At 54.9% G+C, this 18,982-nt stretch carries 19 protein-coding genes; 17 read left to right on the top strand and 2 right to left on the bottom strand.

The window, feature by feature from the left end; all coding sequences use genetic code 11:
- Positions 1-37 precede the first annotated feature (37 nt).
- Genes ahrC through spo0A form a run of 3 tightly spaced genes read left to right on the top strand, consistent with a single transcriptional unit; the run spans position 38 to position 2,930 of the window.
- Complete coding sequence (gene ahrC / locus KNP06_RS07765) at positions 38-487, top strand: transcriptional regulator AhrC/ArgR (protein ID WP_021067696.1); 450 nt, start codon at positions 38-40, stop codon at positions 485-487.
- A 13-nt stretch (positions 488-500) separates the two neighbouring features.
- The gene (gene recN, locus KNP06_RS07760; protein WP_214711447.1) at positions 501-2,198 is read left to right on the top strand and encodes a DNA repair protein RecN; all 1,698 of its coding nucleotides are present in this window, start codon (positions 501-503) and stop codon (positions 2,196-2,198) included.
- Complete coding sequence (gene spo0A / locus KNP06_RS07755) at positions 2,199-2,930, top strand: sporulation transcription factor Spo0A (RefSeq protein ID WP_138859276.1); 732 nt, start codon at positions 2,199-2,201, stop codon at positions 2,928-2,930. It abuts the gene before it with no gap.
- Positions 2,931-3,543: 613 nt separating this feature from the next.
- On the opposite strand, the gene KNP06_RS07750 is transcribed toward spo0A, so the two are convergent.
- Positions 3,544-3,792, bottom strand: coding sequence for a DUF2627 family protein (locus KNP06_RS07750; protein WP_034777970.1), 249 nt, complete (start codon positions 3,790-3,792; stop codon positions 3,544-3,546).
- A gap of 130 nt (positions 3,793-3,922) precedes the next feature.
- On the opposite strand from KNP06_RS07750, the gene KNP06_RS07745 reads away from it, so the two are divergent.
- From KNP06_RS07745 to KNP06_RS07710, 8 genes are all read left to right on the top strand, one after another.
- The gene (locus tag KNP06_RS07745) at positions 3,923-5,560 is read left to right on the top strand and encodes a sigma 54-interacting transcriptional regulator (protein WP_138859277.1); all 1,638 of its coding nucleotides are present in this window, start codon (positions 3,923-3,925) and stop codon (positions 5,558-5,560) included.
- A gap of 122 nt (positions 5,561-5,682) precedes the next feature.
- Positions 5,683-6,579: a phosphate butyryltransferase gene (gene yqiS, locus KNP06_RS07740; RefSeq protein WP_034777965.1), complete on the top strand. Its 897-nt coding sequence runs from the start codon at positions 5,683-5,685 to the stop codon at positions 6,577-6,579.
- A 24-nt stretch (positions 6,580-6,603) separates the two neighbouring features.
- On the top strand, positions 6,604-7,725 hold the full coding sequence (locus KNP06_RS07735) for a Glu/Leu/Phe/Val family dehydrogenase (protein ID WP_214711448.1): 1,122 nt from the start codon (positions 6,604-6,606) through the stop codon (positions 7,723-7,725).
- Position 7,726: 1 nt separating this feature from the next.
- Positions 7,727-8,818, top strand: a complete 1,092-nt coding sequence (gene buk, locus KNP06_RS07730) for a butyrate kinase (RefSeq protein ID WP_214711449.1) — start codon at positions 7,727-7,729, stop codon at positions 8,816-8,818.
- A complete protein-coding gene (gene lpdA, locus KNP06_RS07725; protein WP_214788414.1) occupies positions 8,802-10,211 on the top strand; it encodes a dihydrolipoyl dehydrogenase in 1,410 nt (469 codons plus the stop codon). The genes buk and lpdA overlap by 17 nt, the downstream gene beginning before the upstream one ends.
- Before the next feature lie 21 nt (positions 10,212-10,232).
- A complete protein-coding gene (locus KNP06_RS07720) occupies positions 10,233-11,231 on the top strand; it encodes a thiamine pyrophosphate-dependent dehydrogenase E1 component subunit alpha (RefSeq protein ID WP_138860292.1) in 999 nt (332 codons plus the stop codon).
- The gene (locus tag KNP06_RS07715) at positions 11,231-12,208 is read left to right on the top strand and encodes an alpha-ketoacid dehydrogenase subunit beta (protein ID WP_214711451.1); all 978 of its coding nucleotides are present in this window, start codon (positions 11,231-11,233) and stop codon (positions 12,206-12,208) included. Before KNP06_RS07720 ends, KNP06_RS07715 begins: the two co-directional genes overlap by 1 nt.
- 11 nt (positions 12,209-12,219) lie before the next feature.
- Positions 12,220-13,542: a dihydrolipoamide acetyltransferase family protein gene (locus tag KNP06_RS07710; RefSeq protein WP_214711452.1), complete on the top strand. Its 1,323-nt coding sequence runs from the start codon at positions 12,220-12,222 to the stop codon at positions 13,540-13,542.
- A gap of 81 nt (positions 13,543-13,623) precedes the next feature.
- Here the strand turns inward: KNP06_RS07710 and KNP06_RS07705 are convergent, their stop codons facing one another.
- A complete protein-coding gene (locus KNP06_RS07705; RefSeq protein ID WP_138859284.1) occupies positions 13,624-14,400 on the bottom strand; it encodes a sporulation protein in 777 nt (258 codons plus the stop codon).
- Between the two features lie 99 nt (positions 14,401-14,499).
- On the opposite strand from KNP06_RS07705, the gene KNP06_RS07700 reads away from it, so the two are divergent.
- The 6 genes from KNP06_RS07700 (at position 14,500) to KNP06_RS07675 (ending at position 18,952) form a co-directional block, all read left to right on the top strand.
- Positions 14,500-15,684 (top strand): class I SAM-dependent methyltransferase, encoded by a 1,185-nt coding sequence (locus KNP06_RS07700; protein WP_214711453.1) that lies wholly within the window; start codon positions 14,500-14,502, stop codon positions 15,682-15,684.
- A 34-nt stretch (positions 15,685-15,718) separates the two neighbouring features.
- The gene (locus tag KNP06_RS07695) at positions 15,719-16,147 is read left to right on the top strand and encodes a BrxA/BrxB family bacilliredoxin (RefSeq protein WP_034777946.1); all 429 of its coding nucleotides are present in this window, start codon (positions 15,719-15,721) and stop codon (positions 16,145-16,147) included.
- 55 nt (positions 16,148-16,202) lie between these two features.
- Positions 16,203-16,544, top strand: coding sequence for a DUF952 domain-containing protein (locus KNP06_RS07690; protein WP_021067681.1), 342 nt, complete (start codon positions 16,203-16,205; stop codon positions 16,542-16,544).
- 183 nt (positions 16,545-16,727) lie between these two features.
- A complete protein-coding gene (locus tag KNP06_RS07685) occupies positions 16,728-17,516 on the top strand; it encodes a transporter substrate-binding domain-containing protein (protein ID WP_138860293.1) in 789 nt (262 codons plus the stop codon).
- A 57-nt stretch (positions 17,517-17,573) separates the two neighbouring features.
- Positions 17,574-18,233, top strand: a complete 660-nt coding sequence (locus KNP06_RS07680) for an amino acid ABC transporter permease (protein WP_138859287.1) — start codon at positions 17,574-17,576, stop codon at positions 18,231-18,233.
- Positions 18,230-18,952 (top strand): amino acid ABC transporter ATP-binding protein, encoded by a 723-nt coding sequence (locus KNP06_RS07675; RefSeq protein ID WP_138859288.1) that lies wholly within the window; start codon positions 18,230-18,232, stop codon positions 18,950-18,952. Before KNP06_RS07680 ends, KNP06_RS07675 begins: the two co-directional genes overlap by 4 nt.
- The last annotated feature ends 30 nt before the right edge of the window (positions 18,953-18,982 follow it).

Here is an 18,982-nt window from a genome sequence, read left to right as displayed (position 1 = left end):
CTGAGTATGCGAAACATAAAATGAGGTGTCAGCGAGTATGAACAAAGGACAGCGCTTGATTAAAATTCGAGAAATCGTGACCAATCGTGAAATCGAGACACAAGACGAGCTCGTCGATGAGCTCCACCGCTCCGGCTATCCGGTGACGCAAGCGACAGTTTCGCGGGATATCAAAGAACTTCATCTCGTGAAAGTGCCGCTCAACGACGGTCGCTATAAGTATAGTCTCCCGGCCGATCAACGCTTCAATCCGTACGGCAAGATGAAGCGGATTCTCGGTGACAGCTTCGTCTCGGTCGACTCGGCTCAAAACTTGGTCGTCATGAAAGTGTTGCCGGGCAATGCGGATGCGATCGGTGTCTTGATCGATCATTTGTCATGGGACGAGCTGATTGGAACGGTATGTGGAGACGACACGATTTTGATGATCGCCCGTGACGAAGACCAGGCGAAACGAATCATCGAACGACTACTCGGAATGTTATGAGGTGAATTATCGTATGTTAGCAGAACTATCGATCAAACAATTTGCGATCATCGATGAACTGAATATCACGTTCAAACGTGGGATGACCGTATTGACAGGGGAGACCGGGGCCGGGAAGTCAATCTTACTCGACGCCATCGGTTTGCTCGTCGGGGGACGCGGCTCGAGCGAGTTCGTCCGTTACGGTCAAGACAAGGCGGAGATCGAAGGGCTGTTCATCGTCGAACCGGACCACCCGATCCTCGAGGCGGCGACCCAATACGGGATCGAGATCGAAGAAGGGACCGTCATTTTACGCCGCGACTTACATAGCAGCGGAAAGAGCGTATGCCGGGTCAACGGCAAGATGATGCCGCTATCGACGCTACGCGAACTCGGCCGACTGCTCGTCGATATCCATGGCCAGCACGAGCATCAGCACTTGATGGATGCCGAGTACCATCTCGGTATTTTGGACAGCTTTGCCGAATCCGAGCTCGCCCCGCTCCTCGAGCGATATCGCGAGGCTTACGTCGATTGGAAAAACGTCGCCGATGAGTTGAAACGGTTGAGTCAAAGTGAACAAGAGTTGGCCCAACGCATGGACTTGCTCGCGTTCCAGACGAATGAGATCGAGGCGGCCGAGCTGAAAGTCGGTGAAGAACAGGCGCTCACGGAGGAACGGAACGAGCTCGCCAACTTCGAGCGGATTCATCAGCACGTCCGGTTATCGTATGAGGCGGTCGCGGATGAGGCGAAAGGGCTCGACCAGATCGGCATCGCCATGCGCGAGATGGAGGAAGCTTCCGCATTGTCGACATCGCTCGCGCCGATGGCCGAGACGATCTCGAACGCTTACTTCTTGCTCGAAGACGCGAAATTTCAGTTGCGTGACCAGCTCGACTCGCTCGAATTCGACCCGATCCGGCTCGATGAGATCGAGACGCGGCTCGCTTTGTTCCAACAGCTGAAGCGGAAATACGGGGCCACGATCGACGAGGTCATCACGTACGGGGAAAAAATTGCTGATGAGTTAAAATCGATGACGAATCGGGAAGAACATTTGCAAGAACTATCGGACCGGCTCGCCCAGCTCGAACAAAAAGTACGTACGTCCGGGCTGGCGCTATCGGCGGCCCGTAAACAAGCGGCTACCGAGCTCGAGAAGGCGATTCAGCGTGAATTGAAAGAATTATATATGGAGAAGACCCAGTTCGAAGTTCGGTTCAAAGAAGGACCGTTCAAGGCGGACGGGCTCGATCAAGTCGAATTCTATATGATGACGAACGTCGGGGAGCCTTTCAAGCCGCTCGCCAAAGTGGCCTCCGGCGGAGAATTGTCCCGCGTCATGCTCGCCTTGAAGTCGATTTTCTCGCGAACGGTCGGCGTCGCGTCGATCATTTTCGATGAAGTGGATACGGGTGTCTCAGGACGGGTCGCCCAAGCGATGGGTGAGAAGATCTTCCGTCTGTCGGTCGGCTCACAAGTGCTCTGTATCACCCATTTGGCTCAAGTGGCCGCCATGGCGGATCAGCACTTGTACATCACGAAGACGGAGACGGATGATCGCACGAAGACGAACGTCTCCACGCTCGGTCATGCCGAACGGGTCGATGAGCTCGGGCGCATGATCGCCGGGGCGCAGATGACGGATTTGACGAAACAACATGTGGAGGAACTGCTCACTATGTCTCTCCAATTAAAACGGAAGTTTATCGAAGGGGTGTCTTAATTGATCACATTATGCATCGCGGACGACAATCGAGAAATCGTCGACTTGTTGACCCGACAACTCGAGTCCGAGGACGACTTAAAAGTCGTCGGGACCGCCTACGACGGCGAGGCATGCTTAGACGTCGTCAAGACACACCAGCCGGACGTGCTGCTGCTCGACATCATCATGCCGCACCTGGACGGCATCGGCGTCCTCGAACGGTTACAGACGGAATTGGCTCATGCCAAACCGGAAGTGATCATGCTCAGTGCGTTCGGGAAAGATGAAGTGACGAAACAGGCAGTTCAACTCGGCGCTTCTTACTTTTTGGTCAAGCCGTTCAACATTCAACAATTGATCACGAAAATCCGCGAACTCGCCGCTGGTTCGAGCCGAGAATTCGAGGCGATGTCGCCGGAAGAACTCGATATCTCGCTGTTGTTGCAACAACTCGGGATTTCACCGCGCATCAAAGGATTCAAATATATTCGTCAAGCCGTCGTCTACGTCCGGGAGCGCCAAGAGCTGCTCGGATTGATCACGAAGGAACTGTATCCGATGATCGCGAAAGAGCATGAGACGACGTCGTCCCGTGTCGAGCGTGCGATGCGCCATGCCATCAAGACGGCATGGGAGAACGGGATGCGCGACCATGAGATGTTCGATGGCCGGCCTGAGCGCGAGCGCAGTCCGAAAAACTCTGAATTCATTTCATATTTCGTCACGTATCAATCGTTTAAACAGAAATGACCGATCAGGGGGTTCTCCTCCTGATTTTCTTTAATATTGTGAAAGAAAGCGCTTGCAAAATTGCCGGAACTTGTTATAATAAAGGTGTACCAAGTTACTTGGACGAGCGTCAGATGAACGCTTTCTAACGTGTTCCGGAACAGGTTAGAGCAAGAAATCATCTCGGACCGCTATCCGTCAATAGCTCAGAGGTGGGAACGACATCTCAAATCGTCATCGTCCCGACGAGAGGTCGCGACGTACGCTCATTCGCGAGGCGATTCCGGCATCGGTTCGAAGCTAGGGACCGTGTTCGGGGAAAACGAATCGTTCAGTTGACCAAAAGGAGTGTTGTCAACCGTTGAACAGTTTATGGCAAGCGTTCGACTTCACGATGGATGGTTCGACATGACCCGATGACTATTTGTTAGTAACTCGAATGGGTACGTTTCCGTTCACGCAAGACGGCAGTTACTAATTTCTTTCAAACTTCTTCATTAAGAAGACCATTGGACCTCATGTCACAAGATTGTAACAAGTAGGAGAGGAGATCATCCGTAGTGATCACAATTCAATACGAATAAAAAGGTTCCGCACTTGAAATGAAGTCAAGTTAGGGAACCTTTTTTTGTGTTCAAGAATCTATTCGCGGGACTTTGCCTGTTTTCTTGTCACGATTGAAGATATAACCTGCCACAAAACCGATCCCGCCCATCGCGATCAACAGCCCGAACGTTCCTTGGAGCATGGAGGCGGCTGCCACCGACTCGATCCAAGAGAATGGGACGCTCGTTTTGAGGAAGAAACTGTCGCGAAGCAACTTGATGCCATAGACACCAAGTAGGCCAGGGATGATCAAGATCAGCAGTGCGATGATACGCATAGGATCTCCTCCTTAACACTCATTATTTTAACAGAAAATACATAGCTCGACACGGCCTTTTTTGTGAGGTTGCGAAATCAGTTCAGGTTCAGTAGCATGGATGCAGAACGGTAAAATGGGGGATATTAGAATGAATAAACGATTGATGATTGTCGGTGCGGGGAAAGGCGGGACCGAGGTGTTGAAGATGTTGCTCGACTCGCCGCTCGTCACCGTCGTCGCCGTCATCGACCCGGAAGCGATGGCCGAAGGCGTGCAGCTCGCGCGCAACCACGGGATTATGACGGCGGGGGATTGGCGGGTATGTGCTGCAACACGTCTCGATTTCGTGATCGAGACGACCGGACGCTCTGAGACGTTTGATGAGTTGAAAGAACATTTTGCGGACGCGGTCGTCTTGCCCGGGGAGTTCATCCGTATCGTCGTCGAACGGCTGAAGCAAAACCAACAGATGCTCGAGGCGATCATCGACTGTACGAGCGAGGCGATCTCGGTCGCCGACCACAACGGGAATACGATTTTAATCAACCCGTCCTATACGCGACTGACGGGATTCAAGAAAGAAGACGTCGTCGATAAGCCGGCGACGGCCGACATCGGCATGCAGGAGAGCGTTCACTTGAAAGTGCTGTCGACCGGGCAAGGAGTCCGCGATATCCGGATGCAAATCGGGGCGACGCGGCGCGACATTCTCGTCAATGCCGAACCGATTATCGTCGAAGGGAAACTGCGCGGGTCGGTCGGTGTGATCCGGGACGTGTCTCAAATCCGGGCGCTCCGTGACGAGCTGCAAGAAGCGAAGACGCGTATCCGCAACCTTGAGGCGAAATACCAGTTTGCCGACATCATCGCGTCGAGCGACGCGATGCGCTTCGTCATCGAACAGGCCCGCCTCGCCGCGGTCACGCCGGTCACCGTCCTCATTCGCGGGGAGTCGGGAACAGGTAAGGAGTTGTTCGCCCATGCGATCCACGGAGAGTCTCCGCGGAAATATAAAAAGTTCGTCCGCGTCAATTGCGCGGCCATCTCCCCGACGCTCCTCGAGAGTGAGTTGTTCGGTTATGAGGACGGTGCCTTCAGTGGGGCGAAACGTGGTGGGAAGGTCGGCTATTTCGAAGAGGCCGATGGCGGCTCACTCTTCTTAGACGAAATTGGCGAACTGCCGGTCGACGTCCAAGTCAAACTCCTCCGTGTCCTGCAGGAACATGAGATCGTCCGGGTCGGGGGCACGAATGCGATTCCGGTCGACGTCCGCATCATCGCGGCGACGAACGCCGACCTCGAACAGAAAGTGGCGGACGGCACGTTCCGTGAAGACTTGTACTATCGGATCAATCGGATGCCGATTCATATCCCGCCGCTCCGGGACCGGCTTGAAGAAGTCGAGCCGCTCTGTGAGCGCATCGTCCGTAAATTGAATCAAGAGTACGGCCGCAGTGTGCGCGGTGTGAACCGTGAGGCGACCGAACTGCTGAAGAGCCAATACTGGAAAGGCAACGTCCGTGAACTCGAGAACGTGCTCGGCCGGGCGATGATCTATATGGCGAGCAGCGAACAGTGGATCGCCCCGCACCATCTTCAACTCTCAGCCCGTGTCCCGTCGACACGACCGACCGACGCGCTTTCCTTGCAAGACGCCGTCGCACGTTACGAACGAGATTTGATTGAACGGGCGATCGAGGAAGCGGACGGCAACAAGTCGGAAGCGGCTCGTCGATTACACATCTCGATCCGAACGCTGTATAATAAACTTGAACGTCTGCAATAAATTACCTGCACTTTTTTTCATACCATGCAATAATGTGCGTAATATGCAACTGGTTAAAGCGCTTTCAAAAATGGAAACAATCTTGCATGATAGTAAGTGAAGACAGGCAAGGGGGGACACGCATGAATTTTGAACGGATGCTCGAACAAGCGAAACAACTGAACGGGCGCACCGTCTCGATCGCCGGGGCGGCCGACGTAGAAGTCATCCGCGCCGTCAAGCTCGCGACCAATCACGGATTGTCTCGGTTCAAACTGATCGGGGAGGCCCGAGAGATTAAACGATTGTGTGATGATCACGGCATCGACGAGGACGCGGTCGACATCATCCACGTCAAAGGCGACAAAGAGATTGCCAAACGGGCCACACTCGCCGTCAAAACGGGGGAAGCCGATGTGCTCATGAAAGGAATGGTCGCGACGTCGACGTTCATGAAAGCCGTGCTCAGCCGGGAGACGGGGCTGAGGACGAACCGGACGCTCAGCCATATCGCCCTGTTCCAAATCCCGAATCGGGACCGGCTGATCGGGGTGACCGACGCGGCGATCCATATCGCGCCGACACTCGATGAAAAAGTCGACATCATTCATAACGCCGTGGCGGCGATGCATGACATCGGTTACGCGTCGCCGAAAGTGGCCGCCATCGCGGCGGTCGAAGTCGTCAATCCGCAGATGACGGCGACACTGGACGCCGCACTGCTCAGTCAGATGAACCGGCGCGGACAAATCAAAGGTTGTATCGTCGACGGGCCGCTCGCGCTCGATAACGCCGTCGACATGGTCGCGGCCAAACAGAAAGGCATCGCCAGCGACGTCGCCGGACAAGCCGACCTATTGCTCGTCCCATACATAGAGGTCGGCAACGTCCTTTATAAGTCGATGATGTACTTTGCCGGAGCAAGTGTGGCGGCCATCGTCGTCGGCGCGGCCGCCCCGGTCGTCTTGACGAGTCGGGCCGATACGGCCGAGGCCAAGCTGTACTCACTCGCGTTCGCATTACTGCACGCCAAAAAATAAACTACGCATATGGAGGAATCATCAATGATGGAAACTAACATGGAACCACGCTTTCGTATTTTCGACGTCTTACAGGCTGAAGACTATGAGCAAATCGTCTTCTGTCAAGATCAGGCATCGGGATTGAAGGCGATTATCGCGATTCATGATACGACGCTCGGACCGGCTCTCGGGGGGCTGCGGATGTGGAACTACGCTTCAGAAGAAGAGGCGCTCACGGACGTTCTCCGTCTCGCCAAAGGGATGACGTATAAGAACGCGGCGGCGGGACTCAACCTTGGTGGCGGGAAGGCCGTCATCATCGGCAATGCGAAGACGGACAAATCAGAGGCGTTGTTCCGTGCATTCGGTCGTTACGTGCAATCGCTCAGCGGGCGCTACATCACGGCCGAGGACGTCAATACGTCGGTCGCCGATATGGACTTCATCCACATGGAAACGGATTACGTGACCGGTGTCAGCCCGGCGTTCGGATCGAGCGGCAACCCATCACCGGTGACGGCGTATGGCGTGTATCGCGGCATGAAGGCGGCAGCGAAATGGAAGTTCGGTTCGGATTCGCTCGCCGGCAAGACGGTCGCCGTCCAAGGGGTCGGGAACGTCGCCTATAACTTGTGCCGCCACTTACATGAAGAAGGGGCACACTTGGTCGTCACCGACATCAACGAAGAGGCGCTCAAACGGGCCGAGACGGACTTCGGCGCGACGGTCGTCAAGCCGGACGAGATTTATGCGGTCGATTGTGACATCTTCGCCCCGTGTGCGCTCGGTGCGGTCATCAATGATAAGACGATTCCGATGCTCAAAGCCCAAATCGTCGCCGGAGCGGCGAACAACCAGCTCGCTGAGGATCGTCACGGGGACGTGCTCGAGGAGCGCGGTATCCTTTACGCCCCAGACTTCGTCATCAACGCGGGCGGTGTCATCAACGTGGCCGACGAGCTCGAAGGCTATAACCGCGAGCGGGCGATGAAGAAAGTCGAGCTCATTTACGACAACATGCAGCGCGTCTTCGAGATTGCCGAACGGGACGGGGTACCGACCCACGTCGCGGCCGAGAAGATGGCTGAAGAGCGCATTCAGATGATGGCACGTTCACGCAGCCAGTTCTTGAAAGTCGAAAAGAGTCTGTTAGGTGGTCGCTAAAATGACAAGACAGCTCATTCTTGCCATCAACCCTGGTTCGACTTCGACGAAGGTCGGCTTGTTTGACGGAGCGGTCGAGATCATGTCTCGGACCGTCCGTCATGGGGCCGACGTCACAGGATTGTCAATTCCGAAGCAACTTTCGCATCGGGAACGGGAAGTACGAGCCTTGTTGGCCGAGACGGGCATCGCGGGCGAGGACTTGTCCGCGATCGTCGGTCGCGGTGGCTTGCTTGCCCCGATGACGTCGGGGACGTACGCCGTCAATCCGCTCATGCAGGAAGACTTGGCGAGCGGACGTTTCGGCATGCACGCCTCGAACTTGGGCGGTTTGCTCGCCCACAAGCTCGGTGAGTTATTTCAAGTACCGAATTTTATCGTTGACCCAGTAGTCGTCGACGAGCTCGGACCGCTCGCGCGACCAACCGGAATGCCTGAAATCAACCGACGCAGCATCTTCCACGCCTTGAACCAAAAAGCGGTCGCGAAGCGTTTTGCCGCCGAAAATGGAAGCGATTACAAAGAACTCAACCTAATCATCGCTCACCTCGGAGGCGGCATCACGGTTGGCGCCCATGCCAAAGGGTCGGTCATCGATGTGAACAACGGACTCGATGGCGACGGACCGCTCGCGCCGGAACGAGCCGGTTCGATTCCTGTTGGACAGGTAGTAGAACTATGTTATAGTACCAGGTATAAAGAGTCGGAAATGAAACAAAAAATCGTCGGACGCGGAGGTTTGTTTGCCCACCTCGGGACGTTCGACGCGATCGAGATCGAACAGCGGATGGCAGACGGTGATGAGCAAGCCGCACTCCTTTACGAGACGATGGCGTACCGGGTCGCCCAAGAGATCGCCAAACATGGCGCCACCTTATTTGGTGACGTCGACGCGATTCTGTTGACGGGCGGCATCGCCTATTCGACTTGGCTGACCGAGCAAATCAGTGCGCGCGTCGGCTATTTGGCGCCGGTCCACATCTATCCTGGTGAAGATGAGTTGAAGGCACTCGCCGAAGGCGCACTCCGGGCCATCCGACAAGAAGAAGCAGTTCGAGAATATGAGGGGGATACACATGGCACGAGAATTTGAGATCGTCGTCATCGGCGGCGGTCCTGGCGGATATGTCGCGGCCATCAAGGCGGCCCAAGCCGGTAGAACTGTCGCAATCGTGGAGGCCGAGAAACTCGGCGGGACATGTCTACATAAAGGCTGCATCCCGACGAAGGCGTTGTTGAAAGCGGCCCACGTCTATCAGACGGCGAAACATGGGAGCGCCTACGGCGTCGAGACGGGAACGGTCACGTTCAACATGGAACGCGCCCAGTCGTTCAAACGCGATTTGGTCGCAGGGCTTGAGAAAGGCATCGAGCACTTGATGAAACAAGGCAAGATCGAGGTATTCCGCGGCAAGGCCTCGATTTTAGGGCCGAGCATCTTCTCGCCGCAGCCGGGAACGGTCGCGGTCGAGGACAGCTCGGGCGAGTCTGAGCTCATCTTGCCGAACCAGCTCATCATCGCGACGGGGTCGATTCCGCGCGAACTGCCTGGTCTGCCGTTTGACCATACACGGATTTTAAACTCGGACGACCTGCTCCAATTCGAACAGTTGCCGGCATCGATCGCCATCGTTGGCGGTGGGGTCATCGGTGTCGAATGGGCCTCGATGCTCATCGACCTCGACGTTGACGTCACCTTGATCGAAGTCGGAGAGCGACTGTTGCCGCTCGAAGACAAGGCGGTGTCACGGGAAGTCGAACGACTCCTCAAAAAGCGCGGCGTCAAAGTGAAAAAGAACGTCACGGTCGACCCCGAGCGGACTGAAGTGACCCCGGACGCCGTCGCACTCGCGGTCGGCGAAGAGACGATCTCGGTCGAGTGTGTGCTCGTCTCGGTCGGACGGGTCGCCAATACGGAACATCTCGGGTTACAGAACACATCGATTGTCGTCGAGAACGGTGTCATCCAAGTCGATGAGCAGTATCGGACGAAAGAACGTCACATCTTCGCCATCGGGGACTGCATCGGCAAGCTCCAGCTCGCCCATGTCGCCTCAGCGGAAGGTGTCAAGGCGGTCGAGACGATTCTCGGTCACGAGCCGACTCCGCTCGATTATGCGTTGATCCCGCGTTGCGTCTACGGGGTGCCGGAAGTCGCATCGGTCGGCATGACCGAGGAAGCGGCCAAAGCGGCCGGTCATGAAGTGAAGACGGGCACGTATCGTTTCAACGGCCTCGGCAAGGCCCGCATCGAAGGACCGGCGGACGGATTCGTCAAGCTCGTGTCCGACAAGTCGACCGACGACCTGCTCGGTGTGCATATCGTCGGGCCAAAAGCGACAGAACTGATCACAGAAGGCGGACTCGCTCTCGTCTTGAACGCCACGGCATGGGAAATGGGCCAACTCGTCCATCCTCACCCGGCGCTGAGCGAAGCGTTCCAAGAAGCGGCACTGGCCGTTGACGGATTACCGATTCACGCCTAAGGAGGAAACAGAATGGAACAGATGACTGTGAATTCATATGAGGAACTAGGATTGACGAAACAAGACCTCGGTGCGATGTACGAGACGATGGTCCGCGCCCGTAAAATCGATGAGCGCATGTGGAAATTGAACCGTGCCGGAAAAATCCCGTTCGTCGTCTCGTGTCAAGGACAAGAGGCGGCCCAAGTCGGGGCAGCGTTCGCGCTTGAGAAAGGGACGGACTATATTCTCCCGTATTACCGCGATGTCGCCGTTGTCCTGCACTTCGGACAGACGGCTCGCGACTTGATGTTGTCGGCGTTCGCCAAGGCGGAAGACCCGAACTCGGGCGGTCGTCAGATGCCAGGGCATTTCGGTTCAAAACAGCACCGCATCGTGACGGGTTCGTCTCCGGTGACGACGCAAGTACCGCATGCGGTCGGTGTAGCGCTCGCCGCCAAACTGAAAAATGAAGAGCTCGTCACATTCGTATCGTTTGGAGAAGGCTCATCGAACCAAGGCGACTTCCACGAAGGTGCAAACTTCGCCGGTGTCCACAAGCTACCGGTCATCTTGTTCTGTGAGAACAACAAATATGCCATCTCGGTACCGCTCTCGAAGCAGCTCGCTTGTGAGCGTGTATCGGACCGCGCCAAAGGTTACGGGATGCCGGGCGTCACGGTCGATGGGACAGATCCGATTGCCGTCTATGTCGCCGTGAAAGAAGCCCGCGACCGCGCTCTTCGCGGCGAAGGCCCGACGCTCATCGAAGCCGAAGTCGAACGTCTCGTACCGCACTCGTCGGATGACGATGACAAAGCGTACCGCTCGTTCGAAGAGTTGGCTGACCTTAAAAATCGCGACGGGAATCAATTGTTCCGGAAGCGTTTGATTGAGGATGGCGTCATGACCGAGGAAGAACTCGCAGAGATCGAGGCAAACGTCGATCGTGAAGTCAATGAGGCGACTGCGTACGCCGACAAGGCACCCTATGCGTCTCCTGAATCGACGATGGACCATGTGTACGAGGAGGAAATGTGATGAAAACGTTTATTGAAGCGATCAATGAAGCGATCCATGAAGAGATGGAACGCGATGAGAACGTCTTCGTGCTCGGGGAAGATGTCGGCGTCCGAGGCGGTGTGTTCCGCGCGACCCAAGGCTTGATTGAGAAGTACGGCGAGGACCGCGTCATCGATGCGCCACTCGCCGAGAGCGCAATCGCAGGTGTCGGAATCGGAGCGGCCATGTATGGCATGCGTCCGATTGCCGAAATGCAATTCGCCGACTTCATCATGCCGGCGGTCAACCAAATCGTCTCAGAAGCGGCGAAAATCCGCTATCGTTCAAATAACGATTGGACGTGCCCGATGGTCATCCGTGCACCGTTCGGCGGTGGAATTCATGGTGCGCTCTATCACTCTCAATCGGTCGAGGCGATGTTCAACTCGACGCCTGGACTCAAGGTCGTCATCCCGTCCGATCCGGTCGATGCGAAAGGGTTGCTTAAGGCAGCCATTCGTTCGAATGACCCGGTTCTCTTCTTTGAGCACAAACGGGCGTATCGTCTATTGAAGTCGGAACTCCCGACCGAAGAGTATACGGTCGAGATCGGCAAGGCCGCCGTCAAGCGGGAAGGTGACGATATCACGATCATCACGTACGGTCTGTGCGTCCTCATGGCCCAGGAAGCGGCGAAGACGCTTGAAGCCGAAGGGGTCAGCACGCACATCCTCGATTTGCGCACAATTTATCCGCTCGACCAAGACGCCATCGTCGAATCCGTCAAGAAAACCGGGAAAGTGCTCCTCGTCACCGAGGACAATAAAGAAGGCAGCATCATCGGGGAAGTCGCGGCCATCATCGCTGAGAAAGCACTATTTGAACTCGATGCGCCGATCGAACGTCTGGCGGGACCGGACGTTCCGTCGATGCCGTATGCACCACCGATGGAGAAATTCTTCATCGTCTCCCCTGAAAAAATCGCGGAGCGGGCACGTCAGCTCGCCGCCTTTTAAGGAGGGGTCATATGGAACAGACAATTAAAATGCCACAGCTCGGGGAAAGTGTCACCGAGGGGACGATCACGACGTTTCTCGTCAAACCAGGTGACCGCGTCGAGGAGTATGAGCCGCTCGCCGAGGTCATGACCGATAAAGTGACGGCTGAGATCCCGGCGACGAGTGCCGGCGTCGTGAAAGAAATGTTAATCAGTGAAGGGGACACGGTCGCCGTCGGCACGCCAGTCCTCATCATGGAAGTCGAAGGTGCCGAGTCTACACCGGCAAAAGCAGAACCGAAAGCAGAACCGGCACAAGTCGAATCGGCCCCGGTCGAGACGAAGCAAGCGGTCACTGCCGCGTCGGCCGCCCCCCGAAAACAGAATAATGGACGTTTCTCGCCGGCGGTCATCCGACTCGCCAATGAGAATGCGATCGACTTGAACGAGCTCGACGGCAGCGGCCTCGGTGGTCGCATCACGCGCAAAGATGTCCTCCGCTACTTGTCAGAAGGTCGTCCGGTCAAACCGGAAGCGGCGACGCAGACGCCAGTCCAAGAGACGATGACCCAAGTGAAGCTCGAAGTGCCTGAAACAGTTGCTGCCCCGGCTGTAACGCCAGCTGCTACGACTTCTGCTGACGTCTCAACGGACCGCGTCGAGTTGATTCCGACGGCCGGTGTCCGTCAAGCGATCGCGAGCAACATGGTCCGCTCGAAACATGAGGCCCCGCATGCGTGGCTCATGATCGAGGTCGATGTGACGAACCTCGTCTCAGCCCGGGCCAAGTTGAAAGACGAGTTCTTCAAGCGGGAAGGTGTCAAACTGACATTCATGCCGTTCTTTATGAAGGCGGCGATCGAGGCGCTCAAAAAACACCCGATGATGAACTCGGAATGGGCGGGCGATCACATCAAAGTCCATCAAGATATCCATCTGTCGGTCGCCGTCGCAGCGAACGACGCCCTCTACGTCCCGGTCATCAAGCACGCGGACGAGAAGAACATCAAAGGGCTCGCTGTCGCCCTTCAAGACGTGGCGGCGCGTGCCCGCGGCAACCGTTTGAAAGCGGACGAGATGCGCGGTGGCACGTTCACGATCAACAATACGGGTGCGTTCGGTTCGATTCAATCGGCGCCGATTTTGAACTATCCGCAAGCGGCCATCCTATCGGTCGAGTCGATCGTGAAACGTCCCGTTTGGGTGAATGGGATGTTCGCAGCGCGTGATATGGTCAACTTGTGTATGTCGGTCGACCACCGTGTCCTCGACGGTCTCGTCGCCGGTCAATTCTTGCAGGCGATCAAACAGTCGCTCGAGTCCATCGACCCAGACACGTATACGCTCTATTGATTCACGTCCTGCCTTCGATCGAGGGCAGGATTTTTCATATGGAAAATAAAAAAGCCACGGAATTTTCCGTGGCAACATGGTTCAGATGGAACGTTCAATCAATGCCTCGAGATCGCGGCGAATCCGTTCGGGCGAGGCGAGCTCGGTGTTCGTATAGCTGAGACGGTGCGTCGACTCGTCGGTCCCCGTCAAGTCGGCGAACAGGCTGCCGAGATTATGGACGCTCTTGTCGACTTGAATCAATAAGTCTAGAGACGACTCCGTTTGGAGCATGACGACTTCGAGCTCATCGAGTTTGCGTCCATAGCTCGTGCCGTTCGGTGAATATTCGAGTTCTTGGGCAATCGGGAGACGGCCGGAACGATGGCGGGCCGGGAGCATCTCCGTATCAGCCTTCTTCAAGCGGAAGCCGATGTCGTCGAGCACGTCGAGGACGACCTGTTGAGCGTGGTTCGGTTTGACGAGAATCGAGTCCTCGTCTTTCGGGTCGACGGCCTGGGCGATATCGAGACCGGTCTCAATCCACGATTTCGATTGGCTGACCGAAATCGGCGTGTTGAACGGCACGTCGATCGTGAACGGGATTTCTTTCACTTCGTCGGGACCAATCATGAACGGCGCCTCGTTCAACAAAATCTTCTCAATCGTGAACGTCGAGTACGTTGTCTTGTCGTTCACCTCATGCTTATAGAGCGTGTTGAAGAAGATGTAAATCCGGTCGACCGATTGCTCGGTGCTGCCGCCCTTGATATGGACGACACCATCGAGCGTCCCGCCTGGCACACAGGCGTTCTCCGCGAGCCGTGTATCGACCGTCGCGGCACCGATCCCAATCGATGATAATAACTTTTTGAACATACAATAATCCTCCTTTGACGTTTGCACGTGTTCGTGTAATAGTATGTACGAATACACGTGAACAAAAGTTTCGAAACTATTGAAAAAAGGATGAACGCAGTGGAATATACAGAGTTAAAACAGCGACTCGCTGATGTGATTCGCCAGAACGAGCTCGTGACGGCGACAATCAGCCAACCGCGTCAAAAGTCGAACGATTTGCGCCGGGTCAAATTGAAGCCGGTCCTGTTGAAAGGCGAGTACCATATACAGTTCGAATACCAATTTGAACGGGTGATGAAACATAAAAATCTCACACCGGACGAGGCGGTCAACGAGCTCGATGAATTGCTCGAGACGTTCCGCCAAGGTCAGTTCCAGTTGACGGCGTCCGAGGTCCACTTTCAACTGTCTAAAAAGTTCAAAGTGACGTTCAAGGAACGTGAGACGGCCGTCAAACAAGTGAAGCTGAGCCATAACCGCGAGAAGCAGTATGTGTTGCCGCTCGATGAACCGGTCCCGTTCCTCATCCGCCTCGGCGTCCAGTCCGAGGATGGGAAAGTGAAACGCCAAAAGTATGACAAGTTCAAGCAAATCAATCGTTTCCTCGAATTTATCGAGGACTCGATCAAACACTTGCCGACCGACCGGACGATACGGATTCTCGACTTCGGCTCAGGGAAGTCATATTTGACGTTCGCCCTCTATCACTTCCTGCATGAGATGAAAGGCTATGACGTCCATATCACCGGGCTCGATTTGAAGAAGGAAGTCATCGAAGAATGTGCCGGGATTGCCCGTGACCTCGGCTATGAGCGCCTCGAGTTTCTCGTCGGGGACATCAACGAGTTCGAAGGCGAGACGGCGGTCGATATGGTCGTCACGCTTCATGCCTGTGACGTCGCGACGGACATGGCGCTCGCCCGGGCCGTTCGCTGGGGAGCTAAAGTCATCTTGAGCGTCCCTTGTTGTCAAAAAGAATTGAATCGTCAACTCGAGGCGCCGAGCCTCGACGTCATGCTGCAGCATGGACTCGTCAAAGAACGGTTCGCGGCGCTCGCCACCGATTCGATTCGGGCCGAATTACTTGGACTCGTCGGCTATGAGGCGCAACTGCTCGAGTTCATCGATATGGAGCACACGCCGAAAAACATCCTGATTCGGGCGTATCTCACGAACCGGGAAGCGACCGCTGAAGCGCGGGCCCGCTATGTGGCCTTCAAGACGCTGTTGAACGCGACACCGTTCCTCGAAGGACAACTGAGCGATAGACTTGTCCTAACCGATCCACTAGACGTAAAATAAGAAAGAACAGACGCAAGTCGAAAGGGGAAACAATATGGATTTTCAATTATACTTTCAAGATGTAGTCGAACAAGCTCGCAATGAGGTACGCGCTGCAGGGTACACAGAACTCACGACACCGGAAGAAGTCGACGCGGCGTTAACAAAAGAAGGCAAAACGCTCGTGCTCGTCAACTCGGTATGTGGCTGTGCTGGTGGCATCGCTCGTCCGGCAGCAGCGTACGTGAACAAGATGGAAGGCGTCAAACCGGACCAGTTCGTGACTGTGTTCGCGGGTCAAGACCGTGAAGCGACGGACCGGGCCCGTGAATACTTCGAAGGTTACGCCCCGTCGTCACCATCGATCGCGCTGTTAGAAGACGGCAATATCGTCACGATGGTCGAACGGAGCACGATCGAGTCATCGACGGCCGAAGAGCTCGTCGAGCAGTTACAGACGTTGTTCGATATTTACTACGCCTAAGAAGTGAGCGCAGAGGCATTGCCTTTGCGCTTTTCCTTAAGAAGGGATCGATGAGATGGAACCAGTCGTCAAAATCATGAGCGAGGCCGAATATACGATTGCTTTGTCGCGCGGCGAGATCAACGAGCCGACCCTCCAGACGGAAGGTTATATTCGTTGTTGCACCCCGCAACAGATCGGCAAATTCGTGCGTCGACATTATCATGGGGAGCGAGTCGTGCTCGTCTCGTTCCATGTCGGACGTCTCGGCAGCCTGCTCCACTACGAGTTTGACGAGGACGGGGAACGCTATCCCCACGTGTATAGCGCCATCCCGATCGCGTCGGTCAAACGGGTGCAGCCCTACGGCTCTCGCGACAACGGTACGGTCACTTATTTTGCTTACGAGCGAATGTGACCGTATTTTTTTAGATTTTATGCATGAATATACTTTACAAGTAATAATTATGTGTATATAGTGGTTGAAGAACAAGTCGGACATATGATGAGTTGAAGAACAGTTGAGCACTATTCACATATATGTCATAATTTTTTTAAAGTTCTGATAATTTCATCCTACATGAAGAAAGGGACGATGAATATGAAAAAAGGTTTTCTAGCATTATGTATCGCAAGTCTTGCCGCTTTCACGGTAGCTTGTGGGGCAGACGTGAACGAAGGAGGTTCGACGTCGACCGATGAGAAGGATAAAGTCATCGTCATGGGGACGAGTGCGGACTACTTCCCATATGAGTTCGTCGATACGGCGAACGGCGACGAGATCGTCGGTTTCGATATCGACATCGCCAAGCAAGTGGCTGAGAACATGGGCTATGAATTGAAAATTGAAGACATGGATTTCGGTAGCCTACTCGGGGCGCTAAACGCTGGCCGTGTCGATTTCGTCATGGCAGGTATGACACCGACAGAAGAACGAAAAGAGAACGCTGATTTCTCAGACATCTACTTCACTGCGAAGAACTTGATCTTGTCAAAAGGGGATGCCATCCAGTCGCTTGAAGATTTAGACGGGAAACAAGTCGGGGTCCAACTTGGTTCGATTCAAGAAGGAATCGCTAAAGAACAAATCCCGGGCGCTGAAATTGTCGCCTTGAACAAGATCCCGGAGATCATCCAGGAAATCAAGACTGGTCGCATCGATGCAATGGTCATCGAGGATACGGTCGCGAAGAAATACCTCGACCAAGACAGCGAACTTTCAACGTTTGAAATCGTCGACGAGGAAGAGGCCGGTTCTGCCGCCGCCTTCCGTAAGGACGATGAGCTCCGCGATCAATTCAATGAAGAATTGAACAAGATGATTGATTCAGGAGAAATCGAGAAGTTGGCACAAAAATGGTTCGAACAAGAAGCAGCACCAGCTGAATAAAGATTGAAGAAGGCTGACTGAAAATATCAGTCAGCCTTTTTTTAGGAGGAACTCACAATGGATTTTAGTCGGATTTATGATTCTATCCCGTATATTCTCGAAGGGATCCCGGTCATGTTTCAAGTCGTGCTCGTCTCGGCCTTGCTCGGGATCACGCTCGGGGTCGTCGTCGCCACATTCAAGATCGTCCCAAACCGTCTCATCAACTTCATCGGGCACGCCTACACGGCCGTGTTCCGCGGGACACCGCTCATCTTGCAACTCGCGATCATCCACTTCGGGTTACCGCAATTGACCGGTTATATCACGACGCCGTATCAGTCGGCCGTCATTGCCTTCTCACTCAACTCGGCGGCGTATATCTCGGAAATCATTCGGGCCGGGATTCAAGCGGTCGATAAAGGCCAGTGGGAAGCGTCGGATGCCCTCGGCGTCCCGTACGTCAAACAACTGCGGTCGATCATCTTGCCGCAGGCGTTCAAAAACATCTTGCCGGCCCTCGTCAACGAGATGATCACGCTCACGAAAGAATCGGCGCTCGTCTCGACGGTCGGTGTGCTCGACATCATGCGTCGGGCGCAAATCGTCGGTGGGCAAAAGGCGATCTACTTTGAACCGCTCCTGTTTGCCGGTGTGATATACTTTACAATAGTGATGGTGTTGACGTATCTTGGTCAACGTCTAGAAAAACGGCTAAGAAAGAGTGATGGCAGATGATACAAGTAAAGGATTTATACAAACAATTTGGTGACCTCGAGGTCCTCAAAGGCATTACGACATCGATTGAGAAAGGGGAAGTCGTCGCCGTCATCGGTCCGTCCGGTTCCGGGAAATCGACGTTCCTCCGTTGCTTGAACATGCTTGAAGTGCCGACGTCCGGCACGGTCAGCGTCGCCGGCTATGAGCTCACGAAAAAAGGGGCGAACGTCTCGAAGGCTCGTCAAAACATCGGCATGGTGTTCCAACAGTTCAACTTGTTCCCGCATATGAGCGTGCTCGACAATTTGACGTACGCGCCGATCAACGTCTTGAAAGTGAGCAAGGCCGAAGCGATCGAACGAGCGAAAAAGCTCCTCGAACGGGTCGGATTATCGGAGAAGATTGACGCTTACCCGAGCCAACTGTCGGGTGGACAGAAGCAACGGGTCGCGATCGCCCGGGCTCTCGCCATGGAGCCGAACGTCATGTTGTTCGATGAGCCGACGTCGGCGCTCGACCCAGAGATGGTCAACGAAGTGCTCGACGTCATGAAAGGACTCGCCGATTCAGGGATGACGATGGTCGTCGTCACGCACGAGATGGGCTTTGCCCGCGAAGTGGCGGACCGCGTCCTCTTTCTCGACGAAGGTATCTTGATGGAGGAAGGCAAACCGGCCGACCTGCTCCTCAACCCGCAGACCGACCGCGCAAAACGCTTCTTAGAAAAAGTATTATAACTGAAACGATCCATCTGACACCAGAAAGGG

The sequence above is a fragment of the Exiguobacterium sp. s21 genome (genome assembly GCF_018617975.1).
GTDB classification, from domain to species: Bacteria; Bacillota; Bacilli; order Exiguobacteriales; family Exiguobacteriaceae; genus Exiguobacterium; species Exiguobacterium mexicanum_A.
Note: the sequence above shows the minus strand (reverse complement) of the source record. Positions and strands in the feature narration are given on the sequence as shown.